The sequence below is a fragment of the Streptomyces sp. NPDC056373 genome (assembly GCF_042262425.1).
GTDB lineage: Bacteria > Actinomycetota > Actinomycetes > Streptomycetales > Streptomycetaceae > Streptomyces.
In genome coordinates this window covers 180763-205643 of record NZ_JBHJPX010000009.1, presented here as the reverse complement: position 1 = coordinate 205643, position 24881 = coordinate 180763, and the positions used below count along the sequence as shown (strand labels likewise).

General features: G+C 72.3%; 25 protein-coding genes. 12 read left to right on the top strand and 13 right to left on the bottom strand.

What is annotated here, in order from left to right:
* Nucleotides 1-24: 24 nt before the first annotated feature.
* Complete coding sequence (locus tag ACFCXS_RS20745; RefSeq protein ID WP_376644813.1) at nt 25-897, top strand: acyl-CoA thioesterase; 873 nt, start codon at nt 25-27, stop codon at nt 895-897.
* A gap of 136 nt (nt 898-1033) precedes the next feature.
* Nucleotides 1034-1987, top strand: a complete 954-nt coding sequence (locus ACFCXS_RS20740) for a DMT family transporter (RefSeq protein WP_376644812.1) — start codon at nt 1034-1036, stop codon at nt 1985-1987.
* A 79-nt stretch (nt 1988-2066) separates the two neighbouring features.
* Here the strand turns inward: ACFCXS_RS20740 and ACFCXS_RS20735 are convergent, their stop codons facing one another.
* The 9 genes from ACFCXS_RS20735 to ACFCXS_RS20695 all read right to left on the bottom strand — a co-directional run bounded on the left by ACFCXS_RS20735 (nt 2067) and on the right by ACFCXS_RS20695 (nt 10404).
* Nucleotides 2067-2852, bottom strand: coding sequence for an Fpg/Nei family DNA glycosylase (locus ACFCXS_RS20735; RefSeq protein ID WP_376644811.1), 786 nt, complete (start codon nt 2850-2852; stop codon nt 2067-2069).
* Nucleotides 2853-2862: 10 nt separating this feature from the next.
* Nucleotides 2863-3234 (bottom strand): VOC family protein, encoded by a 372-nt coding sequence (locus ACFCXS_RS20730; protein WP_376644810.1) that lies wholly within the window; start codon nt 3232-3234, stop codon nt 2863-2865.
* Between the two features lie 97 nt (nt 3235-3331).
* Nucleotides 3332-4336, bottom strand: coding sequence for a DUF6397 family protein (locus tag ACFCXS_RS20725; protein WP_376644809.1), 1005 nt, complete (start codon nt 4334-4336; stop codon nt 3332-3334).
* 208 nt (nt 4337-4544) lie between these two features.
* Nucleotides 4545-4958 (bottom strand): roadblock/LC7 domain-containing protein, encoded by a 414-nt coding sequence (locus ACFCXS_RS20720; RefSeq protein ID WP_234749518.1) that lies wholly within the window; start codon nt 4956-4958, stop codon nt 4545-4547.
* A 177-nt stretch (nt 4959-5135) separates the two neighbouring features.
* Complete coding sequence (locus ACFCXS_RS20715; protein WP_376644808.1) at nt 5136-5741, bottom strand: ATP/GTP-binding protein; 606 nt, start codon at nt 5739-5741, stop codon at nt 5136-5138.
* Nucleotides 5742-5913: 172 nt separating this feature from the next.
* Nucleotides 5914-6324, bottom strand: a complete 411-nt coding sequence (locus ACFCXS_RS20710; RefSeq protein ID WP_376644994.1) for a DUF742 domain-containing protein — start codon at nt 6322-6324, stop codon at nt 5914-5916.
* Between the two features lie 22 nt (nt 6325-6346).
* On the bottom strand, nt 6347-6784 hold the full coding sequence (locus ACFCXS_RS20705) for a roadblock/LC7 domain-containing protein (protein WP_376644807.1): 438 nt from the start codon (nt 6782-6784) through the stop codon (nt 6347-6349).
* Entirely contained in the window at nt 6781-9393 is a 2613-nt protein-coding gene (locus ACFCXS_RS20700) for a nitrate- and nitrite sensing domain-containing protein (protein WP_376644806.1), read from the bottom strand. The genes ACFCXS_RS20705 and ACFCXS_RS20700 overlap by 4 nt, the downstream gene beginning before the upstream one ends.
* A 237-nt stretch (nt 9394-9630) precedes the next feature.
* The gene (locus ACFCXS_RS20695) at nt 9631-10404 is read right to left on the bottom strand and encodes an MHYT domain-containing protein (RefSeq protein ID WP_376644805.1); all 774 of its coding nucleotides are present in this window, start codon (nt 10402-10404) and stop codon (nt 9631-9633) included.
* 152 nt (nt 10405-10556) lie between these two features.
* On the opposite strand from ACFCXS_RS20695, the gene ACFCXS_RS20690 reads away from it, so the two are divergent.
* Nucleotides 10557-11156, top strand: a complete 600-nt coding sequence (locus ACFCXS_RS20690; protein ID WP_376644804.1) for a class I SAM-dependent methyltransferase — start codon at nt 10557-10559, stop codon at nt 11154-11156.
* Nucleotides 11157-11252: 96 nt separating this feature from the next.
* Here ACFCXS_RS20690 and ACFCXS_RS20685 read toward each other — a convergent pair whose 3' ends face one another.
* Nucleotides 11253-12152 (bottom strand): oxygenase MpaB family protein, encoded by a 900-nt coding sequence (locus tag ACFCXS_RS20685; protein WP_376644803.1) that lies wholly within the window; start codon nt 12150-12152, stop codon nt 11253-11255.
* Nucleotides 12153-12248: 96 nt separating this feature from the next.
* On the opposite strand from ACFCXS_RS20685, the gene ACFCXS_RS20680 reads away from it, so the two are divergent.
* Nucleotides 12249-12545 carry a hypothetical protein gene (locus ACFCXS_RS20680; protein ID WP_376644802.1) on the top strand — a complete coding sequence of 99 codons (297 nt, stop codon included), beginning with the start codon at nt 12249-12251 and terminating at the stop codon, nt 12543-12545.
* 135 nt (nt 12546-12680) lie between these two features.
* Nucleotides 12681-13658, top strand: coding sequence for a hypothetical protein (locus tag ACFCXS_RS20675; protein ID WP_376644801.1), 978 nt, complete (start codon nt 12681-12683; stop codon nt 13656-13658).
* Nucleotides 13659-13713: 55 nt separating this feature from the next.
* On the opposite strand, the gene ACFCXS_RS20670 is transcribed toward ACFCXS_RS20675, so the two are convergent.
* The gene (locus ACFCXS_RS20670) at nt 13714-13896 is read right to left on the bottom strand and encodes a hypothetical protein (RefSeq protein ID WP_102911672.1); all 183 of its coding nucleotides are present in this window, start codon (nt 13894-13896) and stop codon (nt 13714-13716) included.
* Between the two features lie 651 nt (nt 13897-14547).
* Here ACFCXS_RS20670 and ACFCXS_RS20665 point away from each other — a divergent pair.
* Nucleotides 14548-16575: a HelD family protein gene (locus ACFCXS_RS20665; RefSeq protein WP_376644800.1), complete on the top strand. Its 2028-nt coding sequence runs from the start codon at nt 14548-14550 to the stop codon at nt 16573-16575.
* 153 nt (nt 16576-16728) lie between these two features.
* Nucleotides 16729-17814 (top strand): hypothetical protein, encoded by a 1086-nt coding sequence (locus ACFCXS_RS20660; protein WP_376644799.1) that lies wholly within the window; start codon nt 16729-16731, stop codon nt 17812-17814.
* Nucleotides 17815-17864: 50 nt separating this feature from the next.
* Here ACFCXS_RS20660 and ACFCXS_RS20655 read toward each other — a convergent pair whose 3' ends face one another.
* Both ACFCXS_RS20655 and xylA read right to left on the bottom strand, forming a co-directional pair.
* Nucleotides 17865-18203: a hypothetical protein gene (locus ACFCXS_RS20655; protein WP_376644798.1), complete on the bottom strand. Its 339-nt coding sequence runs from the start codon at nt 18201-18203 to the stop codon at nt 17865-17867.
* Nucleotides 18204-18353: 150 nt separating this feature from the next.
* The gene (gene xylA / locus ACFCXS_RS20650; RefSeq protein WP_376644797.1) at nt 18354-19520 is read right to left on the bottom strand and encodes a xylose isomerase; all 1167 of its coding nucleotides are present in this window, start codon (nt 19518-19520) and stop codon (nt 18354-18356) included.
* A gap of 129 nt (nt 19521-19649) precedes the next feature.
* Between xylA and xylB the strand changes: the two genes are divergently transcribed.
* The 5 genes from xylB to ACFCXS_RS20625 all read left to right on the top strand — a co-directional run bounded on the left by xylB (nt 19650) and on the right by ACFCXS_RS20625 (nt 24880).
* Nucleotides 19650-21092, top strand: a complete 1443-nt coding sequence (xylB, locus tag ACFCXS_RS20645; RefSeq protein ID WP_376644796.1) for a xylulokinase — start codon at nt 19650-19652, stop codon at nt 21090-21092.
* 15 nt (nt 21093-21107) lie between these two features.
* Complete coding sequence (locus ACFCXS_RS20640; protein WP_376644795.1) at nt 21108-22316, top strand: ROK family protein; 1209 nt, start codon at nt 21108-21110, stop codon at nt 22314-22316.
* Between the two features lie 227 nt (nt 22317-22543).
* The gene (locus tag ACFCXS_RS20635) at nt 22544-23143 is read left to right on the top strand and encodes an N-acetylmuramoyl-L-alanine amidase (RefSeq protein WP_376644794.1); all 600 of its coding nucleotides are present in this window, start codon (nt 22544-22546) and stop codon (nt 23141-23143) included.
* A 120-nt stretch (nt 23144-23263) separates the two neighbouring features.
* Complete coding sequence (locus tag ACFCXS_RS20630) at nt 23264-23662, top strand: luciferase family protein (protein WP_376644793.1); 399 nt, start codon at nt 23264-23266, stop codon at nt 23660-23662.
* A 3-nt stretch (nt 23663-23665) separates the two neighbouring features.
* A complete protein-coding gene (locus ACFCXS_RS20625; protein ID WP_376644792.1) occupies nt 23666-24880 on the top strand; it encodes an NUDIX domain-containing protein in 1215 nt (404 codons plus the stop codon).
* Nucleotide 24881: the final 1 nt, after the last annotated feature.

Here is a 24881-nt window from a genome sequence, read left to right as displayed (position 1 = left end):
AGCGAGCACAGGAGAATCCCACCCATGACGACCAACCCGGCCGAGAGGCTCGTCGACCTGCTCGACCTGGAGCAGATCGAGGTCAACATCTTCCGCGGCCGCAGCCCGCAGGAGTCCCTGCAGCGGGTCTTCGGCGGTCAGGTGGCGGGGCAGGCGCTGGTCGCCGCCGGCCGCACCACCGAGGGCGACCGTCCCGTGCACTCGCTGCACGCGTACTTCCTGCGCCCCGGACGGCCGGGGGTTCCGATCGTCTACCAGGTCGAGCACGTGCGCGACGGGCGGTCGTTCACCACCCGCCGGGTCACGGCCGTGCAGCAGGGTCGCACGATCTTCAACCTCACCGCCTCCTTCCACAAGCCGGAGGAGGGCAGCTTCGAGCACCAGCTGCCTCCCGCCCGCAAGGTCCCGGACCCGGAGGCGCTGCCCACCGTCACGGACGAGATCCGCGAGCACCTGGGCACACTGCCCGAGCAGCTGGAGCGGATGGCCCGCCGCCAGCCCTTCGACATCCGCTACGTGGACCGGCTGCGCTGGACCGTCGAGGCGGCCCGCGACGCCGAGCCGCGCAGCGCCGTGTGGATGCGCGCGGTCGGGCCGCTCGGCGACGATCCGCTCGTGCACACCTGCGCCCTCACCTACGCCAGCGACATGACCCTCCTGGACGCCGTCCGCATCCCGGTCGAGCCGCTGTGGGGCCCGCGCGGCTTCGACATGGCATCGCTGGACCACGCCATGTGGTTCCACCGCCCGTTCCGCGCGGACGACTGGCTCCTCTACGACCAGGAGTCGCCGATCGCGGTCGGCGGCCGTGGCCTGGCCCGGGGCCGGATCTACGACCGTGAGGGCCGTCTCGTCGTGTCCGTGGTGCAGGAGGGGCTCTTCCGGAAGCTGGGCTGACCTTCGCCGCCGGGCCCTGCTCGCCGGGATCCCGACCGTCGGGGCCCCGGTCGCTGTGATCCTGCCCGTCGGGGCCCTGGTCGCTGTGATCCTGCCCGGGTGTTCCCGATCGCGCCCCGGACCGGATCCGGCGACCATGGCAGGACCAGGCACCGCCGACGTCACACGCCCGCCGGTCCGGGAGGTGACCACGCTGCACACCGTGCTGCCCGTCGTGTTCGCGATCTGCGCCGCCTTCAGTAACGCGGTCGCCACCGTGCTGCAGCGCAAGGCGGCGCTCACCGTGCCCGCCTCCCAGGGGCTGCGGGCCGGGCTGATCGTCGATCTGCTGCGCCGGCCGGTATGGCTGGCCGGCATCCTCGCGGTGATCGGCGCCGCCGTCTGCCAGGCGCTGGCACTGGCCACCGGGCCGTTGACCATCGTGCAGCCGCTGTTCGTGCTGGAACTGCCGCTCACCCTCGTCGTCGCCTCTCTGCTGTTGCACCGGCACCTGCCGGGAAGGGGCTGGCTGGCCGTCACGGTCGTGGTGGCCGGTCTGGCGATCGCGCTCGCCGCGGCCTCCCCCGCGGGCAACCGCACGCATGTGGCACTGGACCGCTGGATTCCCGCGCTCGCGGTGTGCGCGGGGGCGGTCGTGGCCCTCGCCGTCGCGGCCCTCCGGCGGCCGGAGGGCCGGGCCCGGGCGGCCTGCCTGGGCGCCGCGACGGCGATCAGCTATGCGGTGACCGCGGCACTGATGAAGGCCGCCACCCACATCCTCGACGAGCAGGGCCTCGTGGCCTTCCTCACCGCCTGGCAGACGTACGCCTTCGCCGCCACCGGCGTGGGCGCGCTGTTCCTGCTGGAGAACGCCATGCAGGCCGGTCCTCTGGTCGCCTCGCAGCCCGTACTCACCCTCGGCGACGCCCTGGTGAGCTTCACCCTCGGCATCACCCTGTACGAGGAGACCGTCCGCTCGGGTTGGTGGCTGCTGCCCCAGCTGATCGGCGTCGCGCTGATCGCCGCGGGGGTGTTCGCGCTGGCTCGCATTCCGTTCACACAGTCGCTGGTGGCCCCCGAGGACGAGCGCGAGACTGCCTCGGCACCCTGACCACGAAGTCCCCGGCAGAACGCCACCGGTCGGGGCAGCACGACCGTGGTGGCGCGGGCTGTCGGCCAGGTTTCGCCGCTCAACCGTCCGCCTGGCATCGCGGGCACCACACCGTGCCCCGGCCCGCCATACGGGTCCGGCGCAGCCCGGCGCCGCACCGCGGGCACCTCGGGTCGCCGTCGTCCTGGTGACCGGTGAGCCAGGAGTCACGGGGCGGTACGCAGCCGGCGGCCACGGACGAGCGCAGGGTGCGGCGCATCTCGCTGTACAGGCGACGGCGGTCCTCCGGGGTGAGATCACGCGCCCCGTGGTCGGGGCGCAGCCGGGCCCGCCACAGGATCTCGTCGGCGAGCAGATTGCCGAGCCCGGCGAGCACGGACTGGTCGGTGAGGGCCGTCTTGAGGTACCCCCTCCTTGACGAGAGCGCCTCCTCGAACCCCGCCCGGTCCACCGTCAGCGCATCGGGTCCCTGCCTCCGCAGCAGCCGGTCGACATCGGACTCGTCGTGGGCCAGCCACAGCCCCTGCAGTTTGCGCTGGTAACGGAAGCGCAGCTCGCGGTCGCCGCCCAGGATGAACAGGACGCGGTCATGTGTCTCGACGGGGTCCTCGACCTGCCCGCAGACCAGCCGCCCGGTCATGCCGAAGTGCAGGACGAGGGTGGGGCCGCCGGTGCGGGCCAGCAGCCACTTGCCGTGCCGCTCCGGCGTACCGAAGCGCCGCCCTTCGAGGGCGTCCCGCAGCCTCCGGGTGCCGACGCCGTGCAGAACACCCGGGTCCCGCACGTCGACCCGGCGGATCAGGCGTCCCTTCGCGCAGGACTCGAGGACCTGCCGGAATCCTTCTACGTCGGGCAGTTCGGGCACGACCGGCGCGTCAGGTTTCCTGCAGGACGGAGAGCACGTTCCCCGCCGGGTCGGTGAACCAGGCGATCAGTGGGCCGCCGCCGCGGAAGATGCCCTTGTCGTCCGTCTTGAGGTGGTCGTAGCGCTCGAAACGCACCCCTTTTCCGCCCAGCTCGTCCACCGCGGCCTCGATGTCGTCGACCGGGAAGTTGAGGATGGTGAACGTGGCCGGCGTGTGGTCCGGCTTGGGGTAGACCAAGGTGTCCCGGTCACCCGCGATGTGCAGGATCAGCAGCCCGTTCTCCTCCGACACCCGGAGACCGAGCGTGTCGGCGTAGAACGCCTTGGCCGCGTCGATGTCGTCCACCGAGAACCCGCTGAACGCCTTCGTCGTACCGAACATGGTCGCCTCCCGGACATAGTCTGCTGAGGGTGTGACCTCGGCGCATCCGGAAAGTCATCGGTCGACGGGCCGCCCGGCGGTGACGCCGACGGCCCGTTCACCCGGTCGGCCGCCGGCCTCTGCGGCGGAACCAGCGCAGCAGACCGTGGGAAGGGGTACGGCCCGAGGGTGCGGGGGGCCGCTCCCCCGCCGGGGCGGGGGATGAAGCGGGGGCTGCTGCCGATGGCACGGGCGGAGGTGACCCGAGCGGCCTTGAACTCGGTCGCGGTGCCGGGCGTGAGATGGAGGGTTCCGACGCTGATGGAGGTGTCGGCAAAGGTGCCGTGGTCGCGGGGTCGTGCCGGCGGGCCGTCTCCATCGTGTGAGCCAGGTCCGCTCGGAACCAGGCCACCTCGTCCGGTTCGCTCGCCGTCATCAGCGTCTCGGCCAGCTCGGCGGTGGGTGAACCGGGGGTGCCGTGCGCCGGGAGCCGGGGGCGGCGGCGAGCGAGGCGGTCTCGCTCCTCGGGGTCCTGGACGACGTCCGCCACATCGGCCGGATCGAGGAGGGTGGCGACCGCTGCCGCGTGGGCCCAGGGATCGTCACCGGCCTGCCGGGTCAGGAAGCCGACGTGACGCCCCCGCCAGTTGCGGGGCCGCCGGTCCATTCCGGCCTTCAGCCCTTCCCGGATCTCCAGGGGCACTCGGCGGGCGGTCAGCAGCCGGGCGTTGCTCCTCTCGGCCGCGAACTGCCGCAGTTCTTCGGCCAGATAGAGCCAGACGACGGTCCGGTAGCGGTTCAGGTAGAACGTCACCGGAACCAACAGGCCGTAACGCGCGAGGCCTGTGAACCTGGTGGGCGCCACCCCCATGAGCTCGGCGCCCTGGGTGGTGCCGGCGGTCGCGACGCGTTCGCGCAGGGCGCCCGGGAAACCGTCCCCGGAGCGCAGCCGGTCGATCTCGGCCCCGGCCACGTGCCTGCCCCCGCCTCCTTCGTCGGGAACGGTCCGGATGAGCCCCAGGTTCACCGCGAGGTCGAACTCACGGCGCCTGAGCTCCAGTTCACGGGCGGCCCGGCTCGGGGCGCAGGTGGTGCGGTCGGATGTCGTGCTGATACGTGCCATGGTCGGTCTCCCCCGTGGAGTCAGCGGCTCACGCCGTGCGCGGTGGTCGCGGTGCGGTGACCGTGCGCTGTGGTCGCGGTGCAGTGGCCATGCTCGGTGGCCGTTTTCGACGGCCGATCTGCGGTGGCCGTGCGAAAAACCGTAGCCGCTTCGGCGAATCTCGCGCCGAGCCTGTGGAAAACCCCACGGGGGATGACGAACGTGCAGGTCAGAGGTCTGTGATCGGTTTTGGTTCAGGCTGGCGGGCATCGACGTCGAGACGCTCGCCGACGCGGTTGACCAGCAGTGTCATCTCGTAGGCGATCTGGCCGATGTCGGCTTCCGCGCCGCTGAGGACGCACAGACAGCTGCCCGTGCCGGCCGCCGTGACGAACAGCACCGCGTCGTCGAACTCGATCATCGTCTGGCGTACGCTGCCCGCCCCGAAGTGCCGTCCGGAGCCCTTGGCCAGGCTGTGCAGCCCGGACGACACGGCCGCGAGGTGCTCGGCGTCCTCGCGGCGCAGTCCGGTGCTCGCGCCGGTCACCAGGCCGTCGTTGGACAGGACCAGTGCGTGCCGCACTTCGTGGACGCGCTCGGTCAAGTCGTCCAGCAGCCAGTCGAGTCCCTGGTTCTGCGCCATCTTCCGGTCTCCCCGTTTTCTCCCCGTGCGAATGTCCTCCTGGCCGGAGGACCTCCTTGTCAGCCTTCCCCACGACCGCGGTCGGGGCAAGGAGGACGGGAGCCATGGCAGAGAAGATGACCGACGCGCGCCGGCCGGGCGGCCGTCGCGGACCGACCGCGCGGGCCCCGTCTTCGCTCAGCCGACCGAGTCGAGCAGCCGGGCGGTGTGCATCCGCCCGGCGTACTCGACGAGCCGGATCAGCACCTCCTTTCCCGAGTCGCGGTCACGGGCGTCGCACAGCACCACGGGGGTGCCCCTGTCGAGGTCGAGTGCGCGCGAGACGTCCGGGCCGCCGTGCCGGCGGGCGCCGGCGAAGCAGTTGACGGCCACGACGAACGGGATGCGCCGGTGCTCGAAGTAGTCGACCGCGGGAAAGCAGTCCTCCAGGCGGCGGGTGTCCGCGAGGACCACCGCGCCGAGCGCCCCCTGCGACAACTCGTCCCACAGGAACCAGAAGCGGTCCTGGCCCGGCGTGCCGAACAGGTACAGGGAGAGGCCGGACCGGATGGTGATGCGTCCGAAGTCCATGGCGACGGTCGTGGTGGTCTTGTGGTCCACACCGTCGGTGTCGTCCACCGACTGCCCCGCCTCGCTGAGGAGTTCCTCGGTGCGCAGCGGCCGGATCTCGCTGACCGCGCCCACCAGGGTCGTCTTGCCCACGCCGAATCCGCCGGCGACCAGAATCTTCAACGCCAGCGCGGCGGTCTCGCCGTCCGGGGTGTCGGAGTGCTCGGAGACCATTGATCACTTCTCTCAGGAGTGCCGGGTGTCGGGAGTGCCGTGCGTGGGCAGTTCGGGGGGCCGGGAGTGCGTGCTTGTGGAATCCGGGTGCCGGGAGTGCCGTGCTGGGGGAATCCCGGTGCCGGGAGTGCAGGGTGTGTACATGGGTGCGGTTTGCGTCGGCGCGTCGGGATCACAGCGCTCGCAGGCCGGCGATCACCTCGCGCAGGATGCGTTCGTCGGGCAGTTGCGCCGGGGGGACGGGACGGCTGACGGTGACACAGCCGAGTTCCATGAGATCGCCGAGGAGGACCCTGACCACACCGACGGGCAGGTCCGCCCCTGCGGCGAGTTCAGCGACCGACTGGGTCTCCGGGCGGCACAGGTCGATGAGGTTGCGGTGTTCCGGGCCGAGCGGGGCGTCGTCCACCCCGGGTGCCTCCGGGTCCAGCGAGACCAGGGCGATCAGGTCGAACCGTACGCCGGTGGGGCCGGGCCGGGTGCGTCCGCCCGTCATGGCGTAGGGGCGGACGAGCGGGCCGGCCTCGTTGTCGTACCAGTGGCTGCCCTGCTCGTGCGGGGTGCCCGTCATGTCCTCGGTCATCTGCACGGACCGTTCTCCAGGTTCATCCGGCGACGGGTGGCCGCGCGGCCGAGCGGGGCGCCGTGCCGAGGTGCTCGCCGACGCGCTTGATCAGGCGGGCCATCTCATAGGCCACGAGGCCGATGTCGGCGGTGACGGCGGTCAGGAGGGCGAGGCAGGAGCCGTCGCCCGCGGCGGCCACGAACAGGAAGCCCTCGTCCATCTCCACCATGGTCTGACGGACTCCGCCGGCGCCGAAGTGCCGTCCCGCGCCCTTGGCAAGGCTGTGGAAACCCGAGGCGACCGCCGCGAGGTGCTCGGCGTCCTCGCGGCGCAGGCCGGACGAGGCGCCCACCGCGAGGCCGTCGTTGGACAGCACCACGGCGTGCCGGACGTCGCTCACGCGGAGCACCAGATCGTCCAGCAGCCAGTCGAGTTCGCCGGCTCGCCGGGCGGACTGTGTGCTCGGATCCTGGATCATGCGGGGTCTCCTTCGCTGCTGTCGCTGCCCGTCGCGTGGCCGGGAACGGTGCCGCGGCCGGGTTGCCTGCCGCCGCCGCGCGCCCAGCCGTCGCGGTAGGCGGCCATGCGGTCGCGCACGAGTTCGGGTGTCCGCTCGTCGTCCAGGGCGGCGGACGCGGACGGCTGTTCCTCGGGGCGCTTGTCGCGCAGTTGGGGCGCGAGGCTGGCCTGACGTACCCGGCGCGGAAGGTCGTCGTGGTCTTCGGGCTGCTGCGGTGGGCGGTGCAGTCGCAAGGTGGCGACTCCTGGGGGTGGGGGCTGGCTCGGGGTCTCCAGGTGACGCGGGCCGTCCGCGTGACGTGAGGGTTCCGCGTGTCGTGACGTCTCCGCGCGGTGGGAGAGATCCGCGTGAGACGAGGTCTCGGGCCCCGCGGCGGACGGCACGGGGGCAACAAGGGCCCGCCGGTCGTGGTGGGCGGGGACGGCGTCCTGCGGCGGTGTGTCCTCGGGCACGCGCGCACAGGTGTGGGCCTCGGGCTGCAGCGCGGGTTCCACCGCTTCGGGGGAGCGTGGTGCCGGGCCCGTGTGAAGGAGCGGGGTGGGCAGCAGGACGACCGCGGTGGTGCCGCCGTACGGGGAGGTCTTCAGGTGGACCTTGACGTCGTGCCGGGCGGCGAGCCTGCTGACCACGAACAGGCCGAGCCGGTCGCTGTCGAACAGGTCGAGTGCCTCGGACTGGGCGATGCGGCGGTTGGCTTCCGCGAGGGTCTCGTCGCCCATGCCGAGGCCGCGGTCCTCGACCTCGACGGCGTAGCCGTTGCCGACGGGTTCGCCGGTGACGCGCACCCGCGTGTGGGGCGGGGAGAACTGGGCGGCGTTCTCGATGATCTCGGCCAGGAGATGAGTGAGGTCGGCGACGGCCGCGCCGGCGACGGCCGCTTCGGGGAGGTGCCGTACCTCCACGCGCGCGTAGTCCTCCACTTCGGAGACGGCCGCGCGGACCACGTTCGTCAGGGAGACCGGCATGCGCCAGGCCCGGCCCGGGGCGGCCCCGGAGAGGATGATCAGGCTCTCCGCGTGCCGCCTCATACGGGTGGTGAGGTGGTCGAGGCGGAAAAGGTCGCTCAGCTCGTCGGGATCGTCGGAGCGGCGTTCCATGCTGTCGAGGAGGGCCAGCTGCCGGTGGACGAGGATCTGGCTGCGGCGGGCGAGGTTGACGAAGACGCCGGAGATTCCGCTGGCGAGTTCGGCGCGTTCCACGGCGGCCCGCAGCGCTGCTCGGTGCACCGTGGTGAGGGCCTCGGCGACCTGCCCCGTCTCGTCCTCCGCGGACGCTCCGGGCGGTGCCTCGGCGCGGATGTCGATCTCCTCGCCCGCGCGCAGTCTGCGCATGGCGTCGGGCAGTTTGCGCCGGGCGATCTCCAGGGCGCTGTTGCGCAGGCCTTCCAGTTCCACCACGAGGCCGCGGCCGATGCGCACGGAGATGACGAGCGAGGCGGCGACGGCGGCGAGGCCGAGCAGGACGGCGGCGCCGGCCGGGGTGAGCAGTCCCCGGGTGAACGGGTCGGCCCGCTCGGCGACCCCGCGTGCCGCGTCGTTCTCGATGATGCGCATGCCGTTCTGCACACGCGCGTGTGCCGTGTTCCAGCCGCTCTCGGGTGCCGCTTCGACCGCCTTGGTGCCCGGCGCCCGGGTAAGGACGACGTCCTCGGCGTCGCCCAGGCCGGCGTAGGCGCTGCTGTCGGCGAGGGCCTCCCACGCGGAGCGTTCGACGCCGCTCAGGTCCGCGACGGCCGCTTCGGTGAGCGTACGGCGCAGGTCGACGGCGCCGGTGAAGAGCCGCAGCCGCTCCCCCGTCAGGGTGCCGTCCAGGCGGGCGCTCCCCAACAGCGCGTCCTCCTGGGCCAACGCCTCGCCCGCGCGGGCCAGTTCGAGCAGCACGCGCGCGTCGGATCCGAGGTCGGCGTCCTGGATGCCGGTGAGGGCGCCTCCGACGCCGAACGCGGCCGAGATGGTCCGGGTGTAGCGGTCGTACGTCTCGGCCCAGCCGGCGCGCCGGTCCCGTACCGCGGTGCGCAGGGGCCGCAGTTGCTCGGCGGAGGAGACGAACGTCTTCAGCCGCTGGGCGACTCCGGCGGGCAGTTCCCCGCTGTCGGCGACGGTGCTGCCCTGCCCGAGCCGCAGTCGCGCGACGGCCCGGTCGGTGCGCCGGGCCAGCTCGTCCAGTTCACCGGTCCGGACGGCGGACGGGTCGGTGGCGTGACGTACGGCGGCGGCACGTTCGGCCTGGAGGGCGGTGACTGCGGCGGAGACGGGGGCGCGGACGGTGGCGTCGACGCGCTGGACCTGCCGGAGCCGGGAGACGTCCTGGGCGGTGGTGACGGTGGCGTATCCCCACAGGGCCAGGAGGGAGACTACCGGCACCATCAGCAGGCAGACGATCTTGGCGCGTACGGTGCGGGGGCGTATGTGCCAGCGCTCCGCGCGCGCGGGCGCCTCGTCCGGTGCGGTGTCCGAGGGCGTGCCGGGGCTCTCGTCGGCCGGTGGTCCGGCGTGCGCGCGGCGTCCGCGCACGGGAGGGGACGGCGCCTCGGCGCCGGCTGTGGGGGTCCTACGGGGTGTGCGCATGGACTCCTCGCTCGGGAGTGGGTCGGAGGGCTGAGGGCCGGCGTCCTGGCTGGGCTCCCAGGGAGCCCGGAGCGCATGGCCCGACGGGGAGGGGCTGTCCGTACGGGTGGTCACGCCACCGCCGCCCGGATCGTTGGGACGGCCCCTCCTTGTCCGCCGGGCGCCCTCAGTGCGAGGCATGCCCTGACCACCCCTCGGGGCCGTTCGGCCGGTCCGCGGTCTCGGGCCGCCTCGTGGCTAGGGGGCGGCGCTCCGGACCGGGCGCTGGGCCGAGGCGGACGCCGCACGCTCCCCCGCTGTCGGCGACAGCGCGACGAAGGCCGACGTCAGGAAGAGGTAGGAGCCGAGGCCGACGGCGAGGGGGAAGATGAACTGCATCGCCGAGGCCCCGGGCAGGGCCTCCCCGGAGGGTGTGACGCGCACGCCCACCGCGAACATCCCGGTGTAGTGCATGCTGCTGACCGCGGCGCCCATGATCAGGGAGGCGATGGTGACCGCCACGGGCGACTTGATGTTGAGGGCAGCCCACAGGGCCGCCGTGGCGGCGACGACCGCGATCAGCACGGAGAGCGCGACGAGCAGCGGGTCGTAGGTCACGTCGCCGTGCAGCCGGACGGCCGCCATGCCCAGGTAGTGCATGCTCGCGACGCCGAGGCCGGTGGTGAGTCCGCCGGCGAGCAGGGCGCGGCCGCGGTTCTTGCCGTAGCCGACGGCGAAGACACCGGCGCAGACGACGACCATGGCGACGAGCAGACTCAGCAGCGTGAGCGGAACGTCGTAGCGGATGTCGGTGCCTGTGACGCCGAAACCGAGCATGGCCACGAAGTGCATGGTCCAGATGCCGGTGCCGATCGCGGAGGCGGCGGTGACGAGCCAGTTGCGGCGCGAGCGCCCGGTGGTGGCGAGCGCGCGGACGGTGCAGCGCAGACCGAGTGCGGCGCCTATGCAGGCCATCACGTACGACAGTGCGGGGGTCAGCCACCCCAGGGCTGCGTGGTCCAGGTGTCCCATGGCCCCGGGACGCTAGACCCGGCACCGGCGCCCAAAGGGGGCGCATTTCGAAAGGTGTTGGAATATGACCCAAGGCTGTACCGGAACGATCGGGTCACGCTCGAACGTGTGCACTGAGGCGTCATCCGTGCCGGTGAGGAATCATGCGGTACATGAGCGACGAGCAGACCCGTGTACAGGAGTTCTTCACCGCCCGCGCCGCCGACTGGGACAGCCGTTTCCCCGACGACGGCCCGGCCTACGCGGCCGCGGTCGCCGAGCTCGGACTGCGTACGGGCGACCGGGTGCTGGACGCGGGCTGCGGCACCGGGCGCGCCCTGCCGCCCCTGCGGGCCGCCGTGGGGCCGTCGGGAGTGGTCCTCGGGGCCGATCTGACGCCGGCCATGCTGCGGGAGGCCGTGCGGGCCGGACGGGACCGTGACGGGCAGTTGCTGCTCACGGACGTCGCCGCGCTGCCCCTGCGCTCGCGGTCGCTGGACGCCGTGTTCGGAGCGGGCCTCGTCTCGCACCTGGGGAGCCCGGCCGACGACCTGCGGGAGCTGGCGCGTGTGGTGCGCCCCGGTGGGGTGCTGGCGCTGTTCCACCCGATCGGCAGGGCGGCGCTCGCGGCACGCCACGGCCGTCCGCTCACCCCCGAGGACCTGCGTGCCGAGCCCAACCTCCGCCCCCTGCTGGCCGGCTCGGGATGGCGCCTGACGTCGTACGTCGACGAGGACTCCCGTTTCCTGGCGCTCGCCGTGCGCGAGGACTGAGCCGGCCACCGCGTCACCGTGCCTTGTGCCCCGGCTTCATGTCACCCCGCCCGCTCGTCCGGCCGCATGCCACCCCGCCTGGCGTCCGGCTCCGTGTCACACCGCCCGGTCGTCCGGCGCAGTGTGCCGCACCGGGCAGCCCCGGACGCCCGGGACCGGGCGGGTGCCCAGGTCGGCGACCCGGTAGCCGTACGGGTAGCCCTTGATCTCCCGGTTCTGGCGGGCGAAGTGCGGGGTGCGCCGGGGCGGCAGCAGGCGGACGGCCCGGCCACGGAGCCGGACGGCGCGCCGCACCCACGCTCGCGTGGTGGCACTCGGCGGGGTGTAGCGGAAGGCGTGCAGCAGCGAGTCGTCCAGCAGCGCGAGGGTCGTGGTGCGCAGCAGGGGCGCGAGGGGGCCGGGGTACCAGGAGGCCATCAGGTCGAGCGTGGCGTCCGAGACGCGCCGGGCGTCCTCGTCCCAGGCGAAGTGGGCGGCCTCGTAGGAGTCGAGGCAGCTCTCGAACTCCTCGTAGGTCTCGGGAATGTTCTTGATCCCCATGTGCCGGCCCAGGGTTCGGTGGTGGACCGCACTGGCGACGATCTCGTGGCGTGACATCCTGCGCCAGCCATAGGCGTCGATCCACCTCTTGGGCATCACGACGAAGGTGCAGAGCACGTAGCGCATGTCGTCGTCGCTGATGTCGTAGCTGCGGTGCATCTGGTTGATGCGGCGGATCGCGGTCCTGCCCTGCTCACCGCCGAAACCGTGCTCGACGATGGTGTCCAGCAGCAGCGAGGTGTCGTCGTAGCGCTTCTGCGTCCGGTCCGTGAGCTCCGCCGTGCGCGCCAGCAGCCTGCCGATGCCGGGGACGGCGTACGTGCGGTACAGGGCCAGCTCCAGGGCGCGCGTGAAGTCCCAGGGGAACTCGTAGGCGACGCTGAGCCGGTAGATCTCCGTGGCCTCCTCGTACGGGTCCATCCGCCGGATCTGTTCGAGCCGTGAGAAGCGCTTCACCGCTCCGTCCCCCTTCTGCCACAGGTTCTGTAACTTTACGTTGACGACCGGGAGATGAACGACCGCGCACGGCAGACACAGGGGAAGGTGGTCAGCATGTGGGGCAGGTTCCGCAAAGCCGGGGGAAGGGTCGCCGATGTCCTGCGCACGGAGCCGAAGGCCGGTGGGGACAAGCGTCCGCACAATCTTTTCGAGGCGGCGGCGGCCTATGTCACGGCCTCCGCGGAGAACCGGCCGGAGCGCGCCGACGAAGCGGCGGGCTGGGTGTCGCCGGAGGCTCTGTCGTTCGGCGTGAACGAGCTGGCCTGCCGGGCCGTGGTCGCGCTGGCCCGTGAGCGCGGTCAGTCGCCGGAGACCGTGGCCCGTGAATTGCTGGGGCTGCCGGGAGCATGAGGTGCACCTCCAGGACGGCCGATTCGCCCCGTCCGCCGGAAAACTGCAGCTCCGAGTGCGCCTGCCAGGCCGTGACAAGGGGCTTGCGGGCGCATTAGGGTGCGCGCCGGTGGACGAACCGATGGGGAGGCTGGGATGGCCGGGACGGACGAGGAAGCCGTCGCCGCCGCGGACGATGCGCTCTATGTGCTCACGGCGGTGCTGCTGACGCCGGCGAAGTTCCCGAGTGTGCTGGGCGACGACTATCCCGAGGCATGCGCGGCGCTCGGTCTCGCGCCGCTCGCCGACGGGTACGGGCTGGTGCTCGGCCAGGACGGCGAGGGCGCCCGGTGGACGGTGGCCATCGACGACGTCTCGCTGGTGGCCGTCGCGATCGCGTCCTGGGACTGCGGCATGGAGTACGAGCTGTCACCCGACGAGCGCACGGTCGTCGCGGCCCTGCCCGGGTGGCCTCTCGCGGTCGCCGTCGCGGCCCCCGGAGTGCCCGCGCCGCACGATCCGGGCCCGGAGGCCGATGACCGGCCCCCGCTGGCCCCGCCGGACACCGGCGTCTGGGGTCCCGCCCAGCGGCGTCTGGGCGCGGACGAGATCGCGCTGCAATGGGCGACATGGCGGGAGCAGGTCGACGACACGGCGTTCCGGACGCCGGATTCCTCCGAGACCCCGGGTGCCCCGGCAGGCGAGGGCGCAGCGGCCGACGGACCGGACGGGAGCGGGTCGGCCGACAGACCTGTCGAGCGCGGGACGGCCGACGGACGGGACGGGCACGGGACGGCCGACAGACCTGACCGGCACGGGACGGCCGACGGACCGGACGGGCGCGGGACGAACACGCATCAGAGCGGCCACAGCGGCATCCGGCGCGTTCTCGCGGAGGCCCGCACCTACATCGACTCGCCGCCGCCGCTGGGCCGGGTCAGGTCCTCCTTCGCGCCGGGTGACGCCCGGACCCTGCGGGCCGACGGTCCGGGCTGGTCGCTGGTCGCGCGGACCGACGACATCGCGTTCGTGCTGCTCGACGAGGAGCCCGGTGAGGTCCTGCCGGTGGGCAGGGGGCCGGAACTGCCGAGTCTCCTGGAGGCGCTGGACAAGATGGCCGTACGGCCGAACTGAGCCGGTGCGGCCGGGCCCCTCGCGGTGCCCGGCCGGGCCGTGCGGAGCCGTGGCCTCAGCGGCCGAGTTCCTTGCGGGTGGCGCGGCGCAGCCTGCGCCGCTGCGACGGGTCGAGCGTGAGGTAGGCGGCGGCCGGGACTCCCAGGATGATCAGGAGCGATGCCCACCAGGGCAGCCAGATCAGCAGGATGAGCCCGACCGCCACACCTCCCACGGCGATCTTGGCGTTCTTCGACATGACTGTCGCCTCCTTCGCGGCCACTGCCGCTCTGTCTCGAAAACGGACCCGCTGCCACGGCGGTTCCGGACCGCGACCCTGAGACATCCCTGAGGTGCGACCCCGGCGCACCCCTGAGACCTCCATGGTGACTCAGCTCACAGCACAGCCATACCCGTGTGCACCGAAAGTGCTGTACTCTCGGCGACTCCGCTCTCACTAGTCAAATTTGAGGACCGAGTCATAGCCGAGCATCAGAATCACCCGGCACCCTGGTCCGGCATGGTGAGTCGTCGAGGTCCGGCATCCGGGCCGCACACGACGGGGCACATCACCCAACTCGCCGCGTTCGCGCAACCGGATCACGGCGGCCCCGCCGGTGTCCGCATGTGGAATACCGGCCGGCGCCGCCCCGGCCTGTGACGCGACCACAAACCTTCCCGTGGATTCCCAGCCTTTCCCGCGCACCGGAAAACATCACCGGCATTCAAGGGAAACGACGGAACGCATGAAACGAAGTGCGGTCAGCCGCAAGGACATGGACGCAACAAGTAAGTCAAGACTTACCTTTGGGGAGTTTTGGCCGTACGGTGCGGCTCGAATCGAAGGAGTCCCTTGTTGTCGAACACAAATGATTCTGCCGTGCGTGCGGTTGAATCGGAGCAAGGTTACGTGTCCTCATTGCATGAGCTGCTCACCGAGCGGATTTCCGAGGCGCGAGCGACCCGGGCGAGTGTGCTGAAGGCCCCGGCGGACGGGGCCGGCGAGGCGTACGAGAGAGAGATCGCCGCCGACCGTCTGACCAAGGAGATCGGCCGGCTGGAAGGCGCCGAGAAGGGGCTGGTCTTCGGGCGCATCGACTGGACGGACGGCACGGCCCTGCGCATCGGGCGGATCGGACTGCACACGGAGGAGGACGAACTGCCGCTGCTCGTGGACTGGCGAGCGAACGCGGCGCGGCCCTTCTACGAGGCCACACCGGTGCACCCGATGGGTCTGCGGCGGCGCCGGCACCTGCGCCTCGAGGATCGCACGGTCGTCTCGGTGAGCGACGAACTGCTCGACGGGACCGCCCCGACCGACGAAGACGTCGTGGGGGACGGCCCGTTGACCGAGGCTCTGTCGGCACGGCGTACGGGCAGGATGCACGCGGCCGTCGCGACGCTGCAGGCCGAGCAGGACGAGATCGTCCGCTCCGCCCACCGCGGGGTGACCGTGGTGCAGGGCGGGCCCGGCACCGGCAAGACCGTGGTCGCCCTGCACAGGGCGGCCTACGTCCTGTACGCGTTCCCGCGCGCCGCGGAGGAAGGCGTCCTCGTGGTGGGCCCCAACGCCCGTTTCCTCGACTACATCTCCCAGGTCCTTCCCTCGCTCGGGGAGAACGACGTCGATCTGGCGACCTGTCAGGAACTGGCCGGAGTGTCCCCGGACGCGGTGGACCCGTTCGACACGGCGCGCCTCAAGGGCGGCCCGGAATTCGCCGACGCCCTGGCCGGCCTGTTGCGAGACCACCAGGCCCCCGCCGGTGACTTCACCGTCCGGGTCGGGCGGGAACTGGTCCACCTGTCCGAGAAGGACGTCGCCACTGCACGCGCCGCCGCCCTGGCGGCCGCATCCGGCCACAACCCCGCGCGCCAGGCGTTCAAGGAACTCCTTGTCGACGCCGTCACCGACGCGATGCAACGGGACATGGGCGACCTCCTGGAGCAGATCGACGCCGATGCCGAGCAGATGACGGGCCTGAACCTCGACCGGTTCACGGGGGTCGCCCAGCGCCGCGCCGAGGGCGCCGCCGACCCGGGTCCGGTCCACGAGCTGGACCTGGACGCCATCGGGGCCGATCTCCTCGACGACGCCGGTGTCGACCGGGCGGTCGAGGAGCTGTGGCCGAGGCTGGTACCCGGCAACCTCGTGAAGGCACTGCTGACGGATGCCGACACCCTGGCCGAGCGCCTGCCGACCCTGACCCCGCAGGAGCGATCCCTTCTTCTGCGCGCCCCGGACGCCCCGTGGACCGATGCGGACGTGCCGTTGCTGGACGAGGCGGCGAGCCTGGTCGACGGCCCGCCCGCGCGGACGTACGGGCACGTAGTCGTCGACGAGGCGCAGGAACTGACCTCCATGCAGTGGCGGATGATCGTCCGCCGCTGCCCGGCGAGAGCGATGACGCTGGTGGGTGACTTCGCCCAGTCGGGGCCGGCCACGACGGCACGCGACTGGAAGCAAGCCCTGAGCCCGCATGTCGGGACGCGGTTCCGACTGCACGACCTGACGGTCAGTTACCGCACTACGCAGGAGATCCTGGAGAGCGTCCGGGACTTGCTGGCGCGGATCGCTCCGGACCAGCGGCCCGCACGGTCACTGCGCAGCGGTGAGAGACCGCGCACCGTGACCACGCATGGGGACGGGCTGGTCACCGCCGTCGAGGAGGAACTGCGCGCCCAGAGCACCGCGCAGCCGGACGAACTCCTGGGAGTGATCTGCGCGGACACCCGGGTGAGTCAGTTGACGGCTCACGGCATCGCCGACCACGCACGCATCGTGCCCGCGTCCGAAGCACGTGGTCTCGAGTTCGACGGGGTCGTCGTCCTGAACCCCGAGGAGATCATCACGGCCCGCCCCGGCGGGGAGAGGGACCTGTACGTGGCCCTGACCCGGGCCACCAAGCGCCTGTGCACCATCACCACCCGGCCCGCGTGATGGCGCGGCGCCCACCAACGGGCTCACACCCGTACCGGGCGGTGATCTGGTCAGCGGGCCTCCGGTGAGCGTCGTAACCTGAAGGTAGACATGGAAGGCCCGCTTCGAGGCGTCGCACCCGAACCTCTCCCGCGTGGAAAGGAGGCCTTCGTCATGACCACCCATGCCCTTCAGTTCACCTTGGAAGCTGTCGATGACTCCGCCGTTATGGGGCAGTCGTTCCTCGCTGTGGACGGCACCGGGGAGCCCGCCGTCGCCTACGTGATCGGCACCGCGGCCGGCGCCGCCGTGAGGGTGGCCCGTCGGCAGAACGGTCACTGGACGCACGAGAACACGGGCGGCTTTCCCGCAGGGGACGACGTGAGGATCAGTCTGGGCTTCGACTCGGGCGGCGTCCCGCACATCGCCTACCGGGACGGCGACAGCGGCAATGCAATTTTCGGCACGAGGCGCAACGACGGCTGGTCACTTGAGGCGATCCCCACCCAGGCCGGGCACATCGTGCGCTCCGCCGCCGACGTCTCCATGCAGATCGAGCCGAACCTGAACGATCCGCCCTTCGCCGACACCCCGACCGTCGGGTACCGCGACACGTTCAACGGCGACTCCGCGGCGGTCGCGCGGAAGATCGGCGGATCCTGGCAGATCAGCGACGTCGACGCACCGAGCGATGCGAGGACAGGCCTGTCGCTGGCCTTCGACAGCAGTGCCGGGCTCAGGCTCGCCTACTTTCAAGGCTTCGACGACGGGTCGCCCGTGATCCCGCAACCGCTGAAGCTGGCGCAGGAAGAGGTGAGCGACGCCGCGAACCCCGACCCACCGACCTTCGTCAACGATGTGATCGACCCGGACATGCGCGCCGCCGAGAGCGTGTCCATGGCCCGAGGCCTCTTCTCCAAGGCGCTCGTCGCGTACTCCGACGTCCGGACACGCACCGTGCGCGCCTGGTCCGGTTCGTTGGGGTCGGAGCCGAGGATCGAAGTGGTCGCCGAGGGCGACGACGCCAACGGCCCCCGGTTCCCCTCTGCCGCGGGCGACCCGCACCAGACCCTGTTCATCGCCTACTTGGACAACGGTCAGGTCGTGCTCGCCAGGCGCGGAACCTCGGGGTGGACCAGTCAGCCGGTCGCCACCGGCGACGGCTGGCCGTCCCTGGAGTTCGGCAAGGACGGTACGGCTCATCTCGCGTACGGAACCGGGACGTTGATGTACGCACGCGGCACCCTCAGCCCCGGCTGACCGGAGGCGGAGCTGGACCGGTGCCCCGACGACCGCGACCGGGACAGATGTCAGGGCAGTAGCCGGCCGGGGTCCAGGGACGGGACCAGCGATTCGAGGCCGCTCGGCAGCTCGCTCGGCAACCGGGTCGGGAAACCCGACGGCAACTTGGTCGGCAGCTCGCTCGGCAGCCTGGTGGGCAGCTTCGTGGGGAGGCCGAGGGACGGGGCCGGTGTGCGACTCGTGCTCTCGCCGGGTGGCTCCTCGTCCGACGAGTCGCCCCGGCCCGAGGCCATGAGCACCACGAGCGACACGGCTGCCACGGCCACGAGCACGGCGAGCAGGACGAACAGCGGATTCCGGCGCCGAGGAGGTCCCGGCGGGTGGGGCGGTACGGGCGGCAGGGCCATACCGTCCAGCGTCGCCGCGCACCGCTCGCGCCGGGAGGGGCGCACGGAAGCTGATACGGACTCATGGCGTGGATCGCACGATTCCGCGGCACGACAGGGCCCGTCGCCCGGACGGAGTGACCGGACGACGGGCCCGCACGCGCGCGTGGCTCAGCCCCGCGCCCCCAGGAGGTGATCCATCGCCAGCTGGTCCAGGTGCTCGAACGCCATGCCGCGCGCGGCGGCCGCCTCCACGTCGAACGTCTCGAACGCGGACCGGTCGGCGAGCAGCGCCTGAAGTCCGTCTGCGGCGGTGGGCTGGGCCAGTTCGTCCAGACGGGCCGCGCGCAGCGCCTGCTGTACGTCCGGGTCGGCCCGGAAAGCGGCGGCGCGCTCCTTGAGGATGAGGTAGTTGCGCATGCAGCCGGCCGCCGAGGCCCACACGCCGTCGAGGTCCTCCGTCCGCGGGGGCTTGAAGTCGAAGTGGCGCGGTCCGGCGTAGCCGGCCGACTCCAGCAGGTCGACCAGCCAGAACGCGGCTCGCAGGTCGCCGGCGCCGAAGCGCAGGTCCTGGTCGTACTTGATGCCGGACTGGCCGTTGAGGTCGATGTGGAACAGCTTGCCCGCCCACAGTGCCTGCGCGATGCCGTGCGGGAAGTTCAGCCCGGCCATCTGCTCATGCCCGACCTCGGGGTTCACGCCGTACAGCTCGGGCCGCTCCAGGCGCTCGATGAACGCCAGGGCGTGGCCGACGGTCGGCAGCAGGATGTCACCGCGCGGCTCGTTCGGCTTGGGCTCGATCGCGAAGCGCAGGTCGTAGCCCTGGGAGGTGACGTACTCGCCGAGCAGGTCGAAGGCCTCCTTCATCCGGTCCAGGGCCGCGCGGACGTCCTTGGCGGCACCGGACTCGGCGCCCTCACGTCCGCCCCAGGCGACGTACACCTGGGCGCCGAGCTCGACCGCGAGGTCGATGTTGCGGATGGTCTTGCGCAGCGCGTAGCGGCGCACCTCGCGGTCGTTGGCGGTGAACGCGCCGTCCTTGAAGACGGGATGCGTGAAGAGGTTGGTGGTGGCCATCGGGACCTTCATGCCGGTGGCGTCCAGCGCCTGCCGGAAGCGCTTGATGTGCGCCTCGCGCTCGGTGTCGCCCGAGCCGAACGGGATCAGGTCGTCGTCGTGGAAGGTCACGCCGTGGGCGCCCAGCTCGGCCAGGCGCTGCACCGTCTCGACCGGGTCGAGGGCACGCCGCGTGGCGTCGCCGAAGGGATCCCGTCCCTGCCAGCCGACGGTCCACAGGCCGAAGGTGAACCTGTCCTCGGGGGTGGGCTGGAAGCTCATGCCGCGGCTCCTTGCTCGCTGAGGCTATTTCGTCATGCCGATTTACAAATTAGTATGCGAGCACCTCTCTGGGAAGAGACAACGTGCCTCCGAACGGAGACACGTGCCGCACGCAGTAGGGAGAGCCCGATGTCAGCAGCCGAGGGTCCGCTCGTCGTCGGCGTGGACTCGTCCACCCAGTCCACCAAGGCACTGGTCGTCGACGCGTCCACCGGCCGGGTGGTCGCGAGCGGCCAGGCGCCGCACACGGTCTCCTCGGGAGCCGGACGCGAGACCGATCCGCGTCAGTGGTGGGACGCCCTGTGCGAGGCCCTGAGCCAGTGCGGGGAGGCGGCTCACGAGGCCGCGGCGGTGTCGGTCGGCGGGCAGCAGCACGGCCTCGTGACCCTGGACGGCCGGGGCGAGCCGGTGCGGCCCGCCCTGCTGTGGAACGACGTGCGCTCGGCGCCGCAGGCCCGCCGGCTGACGGAGGAGCTGGGCGGCGCGAAGTTCTGGGCGGACCGCACCGGGAGCGTCCCCGCCGCCTCTTTCACGGTCACCAAGTGGGCCTGGCTGGCCGAGCACGAGCCGGAGGTGGTGCGCGCCACGAAGGCCGTGCGCCTCCCCCACGACTACCTCACCGAGCGGCTCACCGGGCAGGGCACGACCGACCGCGGCGACGTCTCCGGGACCGGCTGGTGGGCCTCCGGGACGGAGGCGTACGACGAGGAGATCCTGGCGCACGTGGGGCTCGACCCGGCGCTGCTGCCGCGTGTGGTCCGGCCCGGGGAGGTGGCGGGCACGGTGCACAGCCACGATCTGCCGTTCTCCAAGGGCACTCTGGTCGCGCCCGGGACCGGCGACAACGCCGCCGCGGCACTGGGCCTCGGGGTGCGGCCGGGTGTGCCGGTGATGAGCCTCGGCACCTCGGGCACGGTGTACGCCGTGTCCCGGCACCGGCCCGCCGACCCGAGCGGCACGGTGGCGGGTTTCGCCGACGCCCGCGGCGACTGGCTGCCGCTGGCCTGCACCCTGAACTGCACGCTCGCCGTCGACCGCGTCGCCGCGCTGCTGGGCCTGGACCGCGAGGCCGTGGAGCCCGGCACGGCGGTGACCCTGCTGCCCTATCTGGACGGCGAACGCACCCCGAATCTACCGAACGCCTCGGGCCTGCTGCACGGCCTGCGCCACGACACGACCGGCGGGCAGCTCCTCCAGGCCGCCTACGACGGTGCCGTGCACTCCCTGCTCGGCGCGCTCGACCTGGTCCTCGACGAGGAGGCGGACCGCTCGGAACCCCTGCTGCTGATCGGCGGCGGCGCCCGCGGCACGGCCTGGCAGCAGACCGTACTGAGGCTCTCGGGACGTCCCGTGCAGGTGCCCGAGGCCAAGGAACTGGTCGCGCTCGGCGCCGCGGCGCAGGCGGCGGGGCTGCTGACCGGGGAGGATCCGTCGGCGGTCGCACGCCGCTGGGACACGGCGGCCGGGCCGGTGCTCGACGCCGTCGACCGGGACGAGGAGACGCTGGCCAGGATCGCCGGGGTACTCTCCGACGCGGCTCCGCTGCTGGAGCGGCCCACGGACACCCACTGAGGACTGGCGTCAGGCATGACCGCACCGCTGCACGAGGCCCGTCCCGCCGGACCGGGACGGGCACTGCCCGACACCCAGCAGGGCATGCGCCGCCGCAACCTCGCCCGTGTGCTGCACACCGTCCGTGCCGAGGGGCCACTGTCCCGGGCCGCCGTGGCCTCGAGGATCGGTCTGACCCGGGCCGCGGTCTCGACGCTCGTCGACGAGCTCATCCGCTCGGGGCTCCTCGAAGAGCTGGGGCCCGAGCGGCCCGGCCGTGTGGGACGGCCCGGTTCCGCGCTCGCCGTGAGCGGACGCGGTCCGGCCGGCATCGGCGCGGAGGTGGGCGTCGACCATCTCGCGGTCTGTGCCGTCGACCTGCGCGGCACGACCCGGTCACGTGCGATACGGCAGGGAGCGAACCGCGGCCGCTCCCCTCGGCCCGTGCTCGCGGAGCTCACCGACCTGATCCGGCAGGTCGTCGACGAGGCGGAGGGCGAGGGCCTGTATCCGGCCGGACTCGCCGTGGCGGTGCCGGGTCTGGTGGCGCGCGACGCCCGGACGGTCGTGCGCGCCCCGAACCTCGGCTGGCACGACGCCGACCTCGCCCCGCTGCTGCCCGCGGACACTGCGCTGACCGTGGACAACGAGGCCAACTTCGGTGCCCTCGCCGAACTCTGGCTCGGTGACGGCACCCCTCGCGACTTCCTGCACGTCTCGGCGGAGATCGGTATCGGCGCGGCGGTCGTGGTGGACGGCGGGCTGCTGCGGGGGACGCGTGGTTTCGCGGGCGAGTTGGGGCACGTGCCGGTCCGGCCGGACGGTCCGGAGTGCGCCTGCGGCGGGCGGGGCTGTCTGGAGCAGTACGCCGGCGAGGAGGCCGTGCTGCGTGCGGCGGGTCTGGAGCCCGACGAGGACAGGGTCGGGCTGCTCGCGGGGCGGGCCGCGCAGGGCGACGAGGACGTACGACGTGCCCTGCGCGACGCGGGTACGGCGCTGGGCGTGGCCCTGACCGGGGCGGTCAACCTGCTCGACCCTCAGAGCGTGGTCCTGGGCGGCGAACTGTCCGCTCTGGCGCCCTGGCTGCTGCCCTCGCTCCAGGACGAACTCGCGCGCCGGACGGCAGGCCCCGCCTGCCCCGTGTCGGTGTCGCGGCTGGGCCCTCAGGGGCCGCTGCTGGGGGCCGCCCATTCGGTGATCCGGGCGGTGCTGGACGACCCGGCGGCGTTCGCCGGACAGGCCTGAAACGGCGCGGTCGCCACCGGCCTCGGGCACTACTCCCCTGCCCTGAGCAGCCGAACGGGTGAGGGAGTTGTCCACAACAGGGGGCCCGTCCACCGAATCCAGTCGCTCTCCCCGGGCCGGCCGACGGCCGTCGTAGCTTGATTCACGCAGGCCGCGGTCGCAACGGCCGCAGCTCCGCGCAGGTGCGCGAGAGACACCCTCCTGCCGAGCCCGGAAGGCACCCACCCATGTCACAGAGCACCCTTTTCTCCAGCAGGCGAGGCATCCTGGCGGGCGCCGCCCTCGCCGCCGTCCCGTCCGGCCTGCTCACCGGCCCCCGGGCCGGCGCCCGGCCCCAGGTCGTCGATCACCCAGGTGCGGCGTGGCGACCGGCGAGCCGCGGCAACTACACGCCGTGCAACCGCCCACGTGCCCATCCGCCGCGCTACGTGATCATCCATGTGGCGCAGACCACCTACTCCGGCACCCTGTCCGTCTTCCGCAATCCCGGGAACAAGGTGTCCGCGCACTACGTGGTGCGTTCCTCCGACGGGCGGGTCGCACAGTGCGTGCGCGAGTCCGACATCGCCTGGCACGCCGGCAACTGGCGCTACAACACGCGCAGCATCGGCATCGAGCACGAGGGCTGGGTGGACCGGCCCGGATACTTCACCGACGTCATGTACGAGCGCTCGGCCCGGTTGACAGCCGCGATCTGCAGGAGGCACGGCATCCCGAGGAACCGCGCGCACATCATCGGCCATCATGAGGTCCCGGGCAGCGACCACACCGACCCGGGCCGGCACTGGGACTGGAAGCGCTACCTCAGACTCGTCAAGTCGGCATGAGGGCCGGGCTCGTCGAGTCCGCCCGAAATGCCGGACGCTCCCCCGGCCGTCCACCTCACGTCCCGGTTACAAATCGCTCAACCTCTGGTTGCGGACCGGTGAGCAGGCGACGATGGGGTCATGACTCTGGCCCAGCGCGCCATGGAGCGCCTGCAGGCCTGGCCCGACCTCAAGGCGGGCCCGGCGAGTTGCGGTACCGGAAGGGCGCTGCGTTGCGTCCGTGACGAGATAGTCCACTTCCACTCCGCACGTGACGTCGACCTCCACCTCACCCGCCGGGCCATACAGCGCTTTCACTACGACCTCGCCGGTTCGAGCGCGATCCGCCTGCTGTCCGGATCGGGCTGGGTGACGGTCCACCTCGACTGCGAGGCGGACGTCGATCTGCTGCTGAGTCTGACGAGCATCGCCCTGAAGGCTCACCAGGCCCCGCCGGCCGATGACGACGGACCGCGGCCCGCCGGGTGCAACTTCCACCGGGTCACGGTGCTGCCGCGTGACGCGGTGGCGGGCGGCTGAGCCTTGGGAGGAGAACCGGAGGCGGTCAACGCCGAGGCGTGGGACGCGTACGGAGCGCACCATCTGCGCCGGGGCACGGTGCTGCCCGAGGCGGCCAGGATCGACTGGGGGTTCGCGGGCGGCGGGCCCGGAAGCGAGGTTCTCGGGGAGCTGACGGGCCGGCGGGTGCTGGACCTCGGCTGCGGTCCGGCCCGGCACGCCGCCCATCTGGTGAGGGCCCACGGGGCGCTGGTGGACGCGGTCGACGCCTCGGCCGGCCAGTACGAGCGGGCCCGTGCCCGCTACGGCTCACTGCCCGGGCTGCGGCTGTCTCTCACCGACGCGGTGGAGCACCTGCTCACGGCCGAGCCGTATGACGTCGTCTACTCCGTCAACGCCGTCCCGTACCTCGACCCGCACCGGCTGCTGCCCGCCCTCGCGGGAGCGCTCAAGCCGGGTGGCAGGTTCTGTTTCACGGTGCTGCACACCAACAGCCGGGGTGACGGGCCGTCGGACCGGGTCGCCGCCCGGCCGGAGATCCTGCGGCTCGCGGACGGCGGTGAGGCCACCGTCCACATGTGGGTGCTCACCCCGGAGCTCTGGACGGAGCTGCTGGCCGAGCACGGGCTGCGGGTGGAGGGGATCGACGTCCTCGACGCCCCGGAGGAGGGCAACAGGGCCTCCTACCGGCTCTTCCGGGTGACCCGGCCCGTCCGGGTGTCCTCCCGGCCACGCGTCGACAGGCCGCCGCCCGCGCACGCCGCGCTCGGCGTGGGCGCCGTTCTGTACGGGCCGCGCGGGCTGCTGCTGGGCCGGCACCGGCGCGGGACGTGGGAGCTGCCCGGCGGGACGGTGGAGCCCGGGGAGTCGTTGCAGGAGACGGCCGTGCGCGAGCTCGGTGAGGAGACGGGGCTCGTGGCCCGGCCCGAGGACGTCCGGCTGCTCGGGACGCTGCTGGACGCCGCGGGAGGTGTCGTGCGGATGACCGTGGCCGCCCGGGTCACCGTCTGGCGGGGGGAGCCGTCGGACCAGCCCGGGGAGAGCGTGGGCCGCTGGCGGTGGTTCGCCCTGGACCGGCTGCCGGAGCAGCTGTTCGTGTGCAGCGCGCAGGCGCTCACCCTGTGGCGGCCCGGTCTGCCGATCGACCACACGCCCGCGCACGTGTGGCGTCCCGGGGTGCCGATCGACCGCTCACCGGCGCATGTCACACCGTTCGACACCGGAACGGGTGACAGCTGAA

What these genes read in the sequence shown, in the direction of transcription:
- ACFCXS_RS20745 (WP_376644813.1), top strand. Translation starts at nt 25, where the DNA reads ATGACGACCAACCCGGCCGAGAGGCTCGTCGACCTGCTCGACCTGGAG.
- ACFCXS_RS20740 (WP_376644812.1), top strand. Translation starts at nt 1,034, where the DNA reads ATGGCAGGACCAGGCACCGCCGACGTCACACGCCCGCCGGTCCGGGAG.
- ACFCXS_RS20730 (WP_376644810.1), bottom strand. Translation starts at nt 3,234, where the DNA reads ATGTTCGGTACGACGAAGGCGTTCAGCGGGTTCTCGGTGGACGACATC.
- ACFCXS_RS20725 (WP_376644809.1), bottom strand. Translation starts at nt 4,336, where the DNA reads ATGGCACGTATCAGCACGACATCCGACCGCACCACCTGCGCCCCGAGC.
- ACFCXS_RS20720 (WP_234749518.1), bottom strand. Translation starts at nt 4,958, where the DNA reads ATGGCGCAGAACCAGGGACTCGACTGGCTGCTGGACGACTTGACCGAG.
- ACFCXS_RS20715 (WP_376644808.1), bottom strand. Translation starts at nt 5,741, where the DNA reads ATGGTCTCCGAGCACTCCGACACCCCGGACGGCGAGACCGCCGCGCTG.
- ACFCXS_RS20710 (WP_376644994.1), bottom strand. Translation starts at nt 6,324, where the DNA reads ATGACCGAGGACATGACGGGCACCCCGCACGAGCAGGGCAGCCACTGG.
- ACFCXS_RS20705 (WP_376644807.1), bottom strand. Translation starts at nt 6,784, where the DNA reads ATGATCCAGGATCCGAGCACACAGTCCGCCCGGCGAGCCGGCGAACTC.
- ACFCXS_RS20700 (WP_376644806.1), bottom strand. Translation starts at nt 9,393, where the DNA reads ATGCGCACACCCCGTAGGACCCCCACAGCCGGCGCCGAGGCGCCGTCC.
- ACFCXS_RS20695 (WP_376644805.1), bottom strand. Translation starts at nt 10,404, where the DNA reads ATGGGACACCTGGACCACGCAGCCCTGGGGTGGCTGACCCCCGCACTG.
- ACFCXS_RS20690 (WP_376644804.1), top strand. Translation starts at nt 10,557, where the DNA reads ATGAGCGACGAGCAGACCCGTGTACAGGAGTTCTTCACCGCCCGCGCC.
- ACFCXS_RS20680 (WP_376644802.1), top strand. Translation starts at nt 12,249, where the DNA reads ATGTGGGGCAGGTTCCGCAAAGCCGGGGGAAGGGTCGCCGATGTCCTG.
- ACFCXS_RS20675 (WP_376644801.1), top strand. Translation starts at nt 12,681, where the DNA reads ATGGCCGGGACGGACGAGGAAGCCGTCGCCGCCGCGGACGATGCGCTC.
- ACFCXS_RS20670 (WP_102911672.1), bottom strand. Translation starts at nt 13,896, where the DNA reads ATGTCGAAGAACGCCAAGATCGCCGTGGGAGGTGTGGCGGTCGGGCTC.
- ACFCXS_RS20660 (WP_376644799.1), top strand. Translation starts at nt 16,729, where the DNA reads ATGACCACCCATGCCCTTCAGTTCACCTTGGAAGCTGTCGATGACTCC.
- ACFCXS_RS20655 (WP_376644798.1), bottom strand. Translation starts at nt 18,203, where the DNA reads ATGGCCCTGCCGCCCGTACCGCCCCACCCGCCGGGACCTCCTCGGCGC.
- xylA (WP_376644797.1), bottom strand. Translation starts at nt 19,520, where the DNA reads ATGAGCTTCCAGCCCACCCCCGAGGACAGGTTCACCTTCGGCCTGTGG.
- xylB (WP_376644796.1), top strand. Translation starts at nt 19,650, where the DNA reads ATGTCAGCAGCCGAGGGTCCGCTCGTCGTCGGCGTGGACTCGTCCACC.
- ACFCXS_RS20640 (WP_376644795.1), top strand. Translation starts at nt 21,108, where the DNA reads ATGACCGCACCGCTGCACGAGGCCCGTCCCGCCGGACCGGGACGGGCA.
- ACFCXS_RS20635 (WP_376644794.1), top strand. Translation starts at nt 22,544, where the DNA reads ATGTCACAGAGCACCCTTTTCTCCAGCAGGCGAGGCATCCTGGCGGGC.
- ACFCXS_RS20630 (WP_376644793.1), top strand. Translation starts at nt 23,264, where the DNA reads ATGACTCTGGCCCAGCGCGCCATGGAGCGCCTGCAGGCCTGGCCCGAC.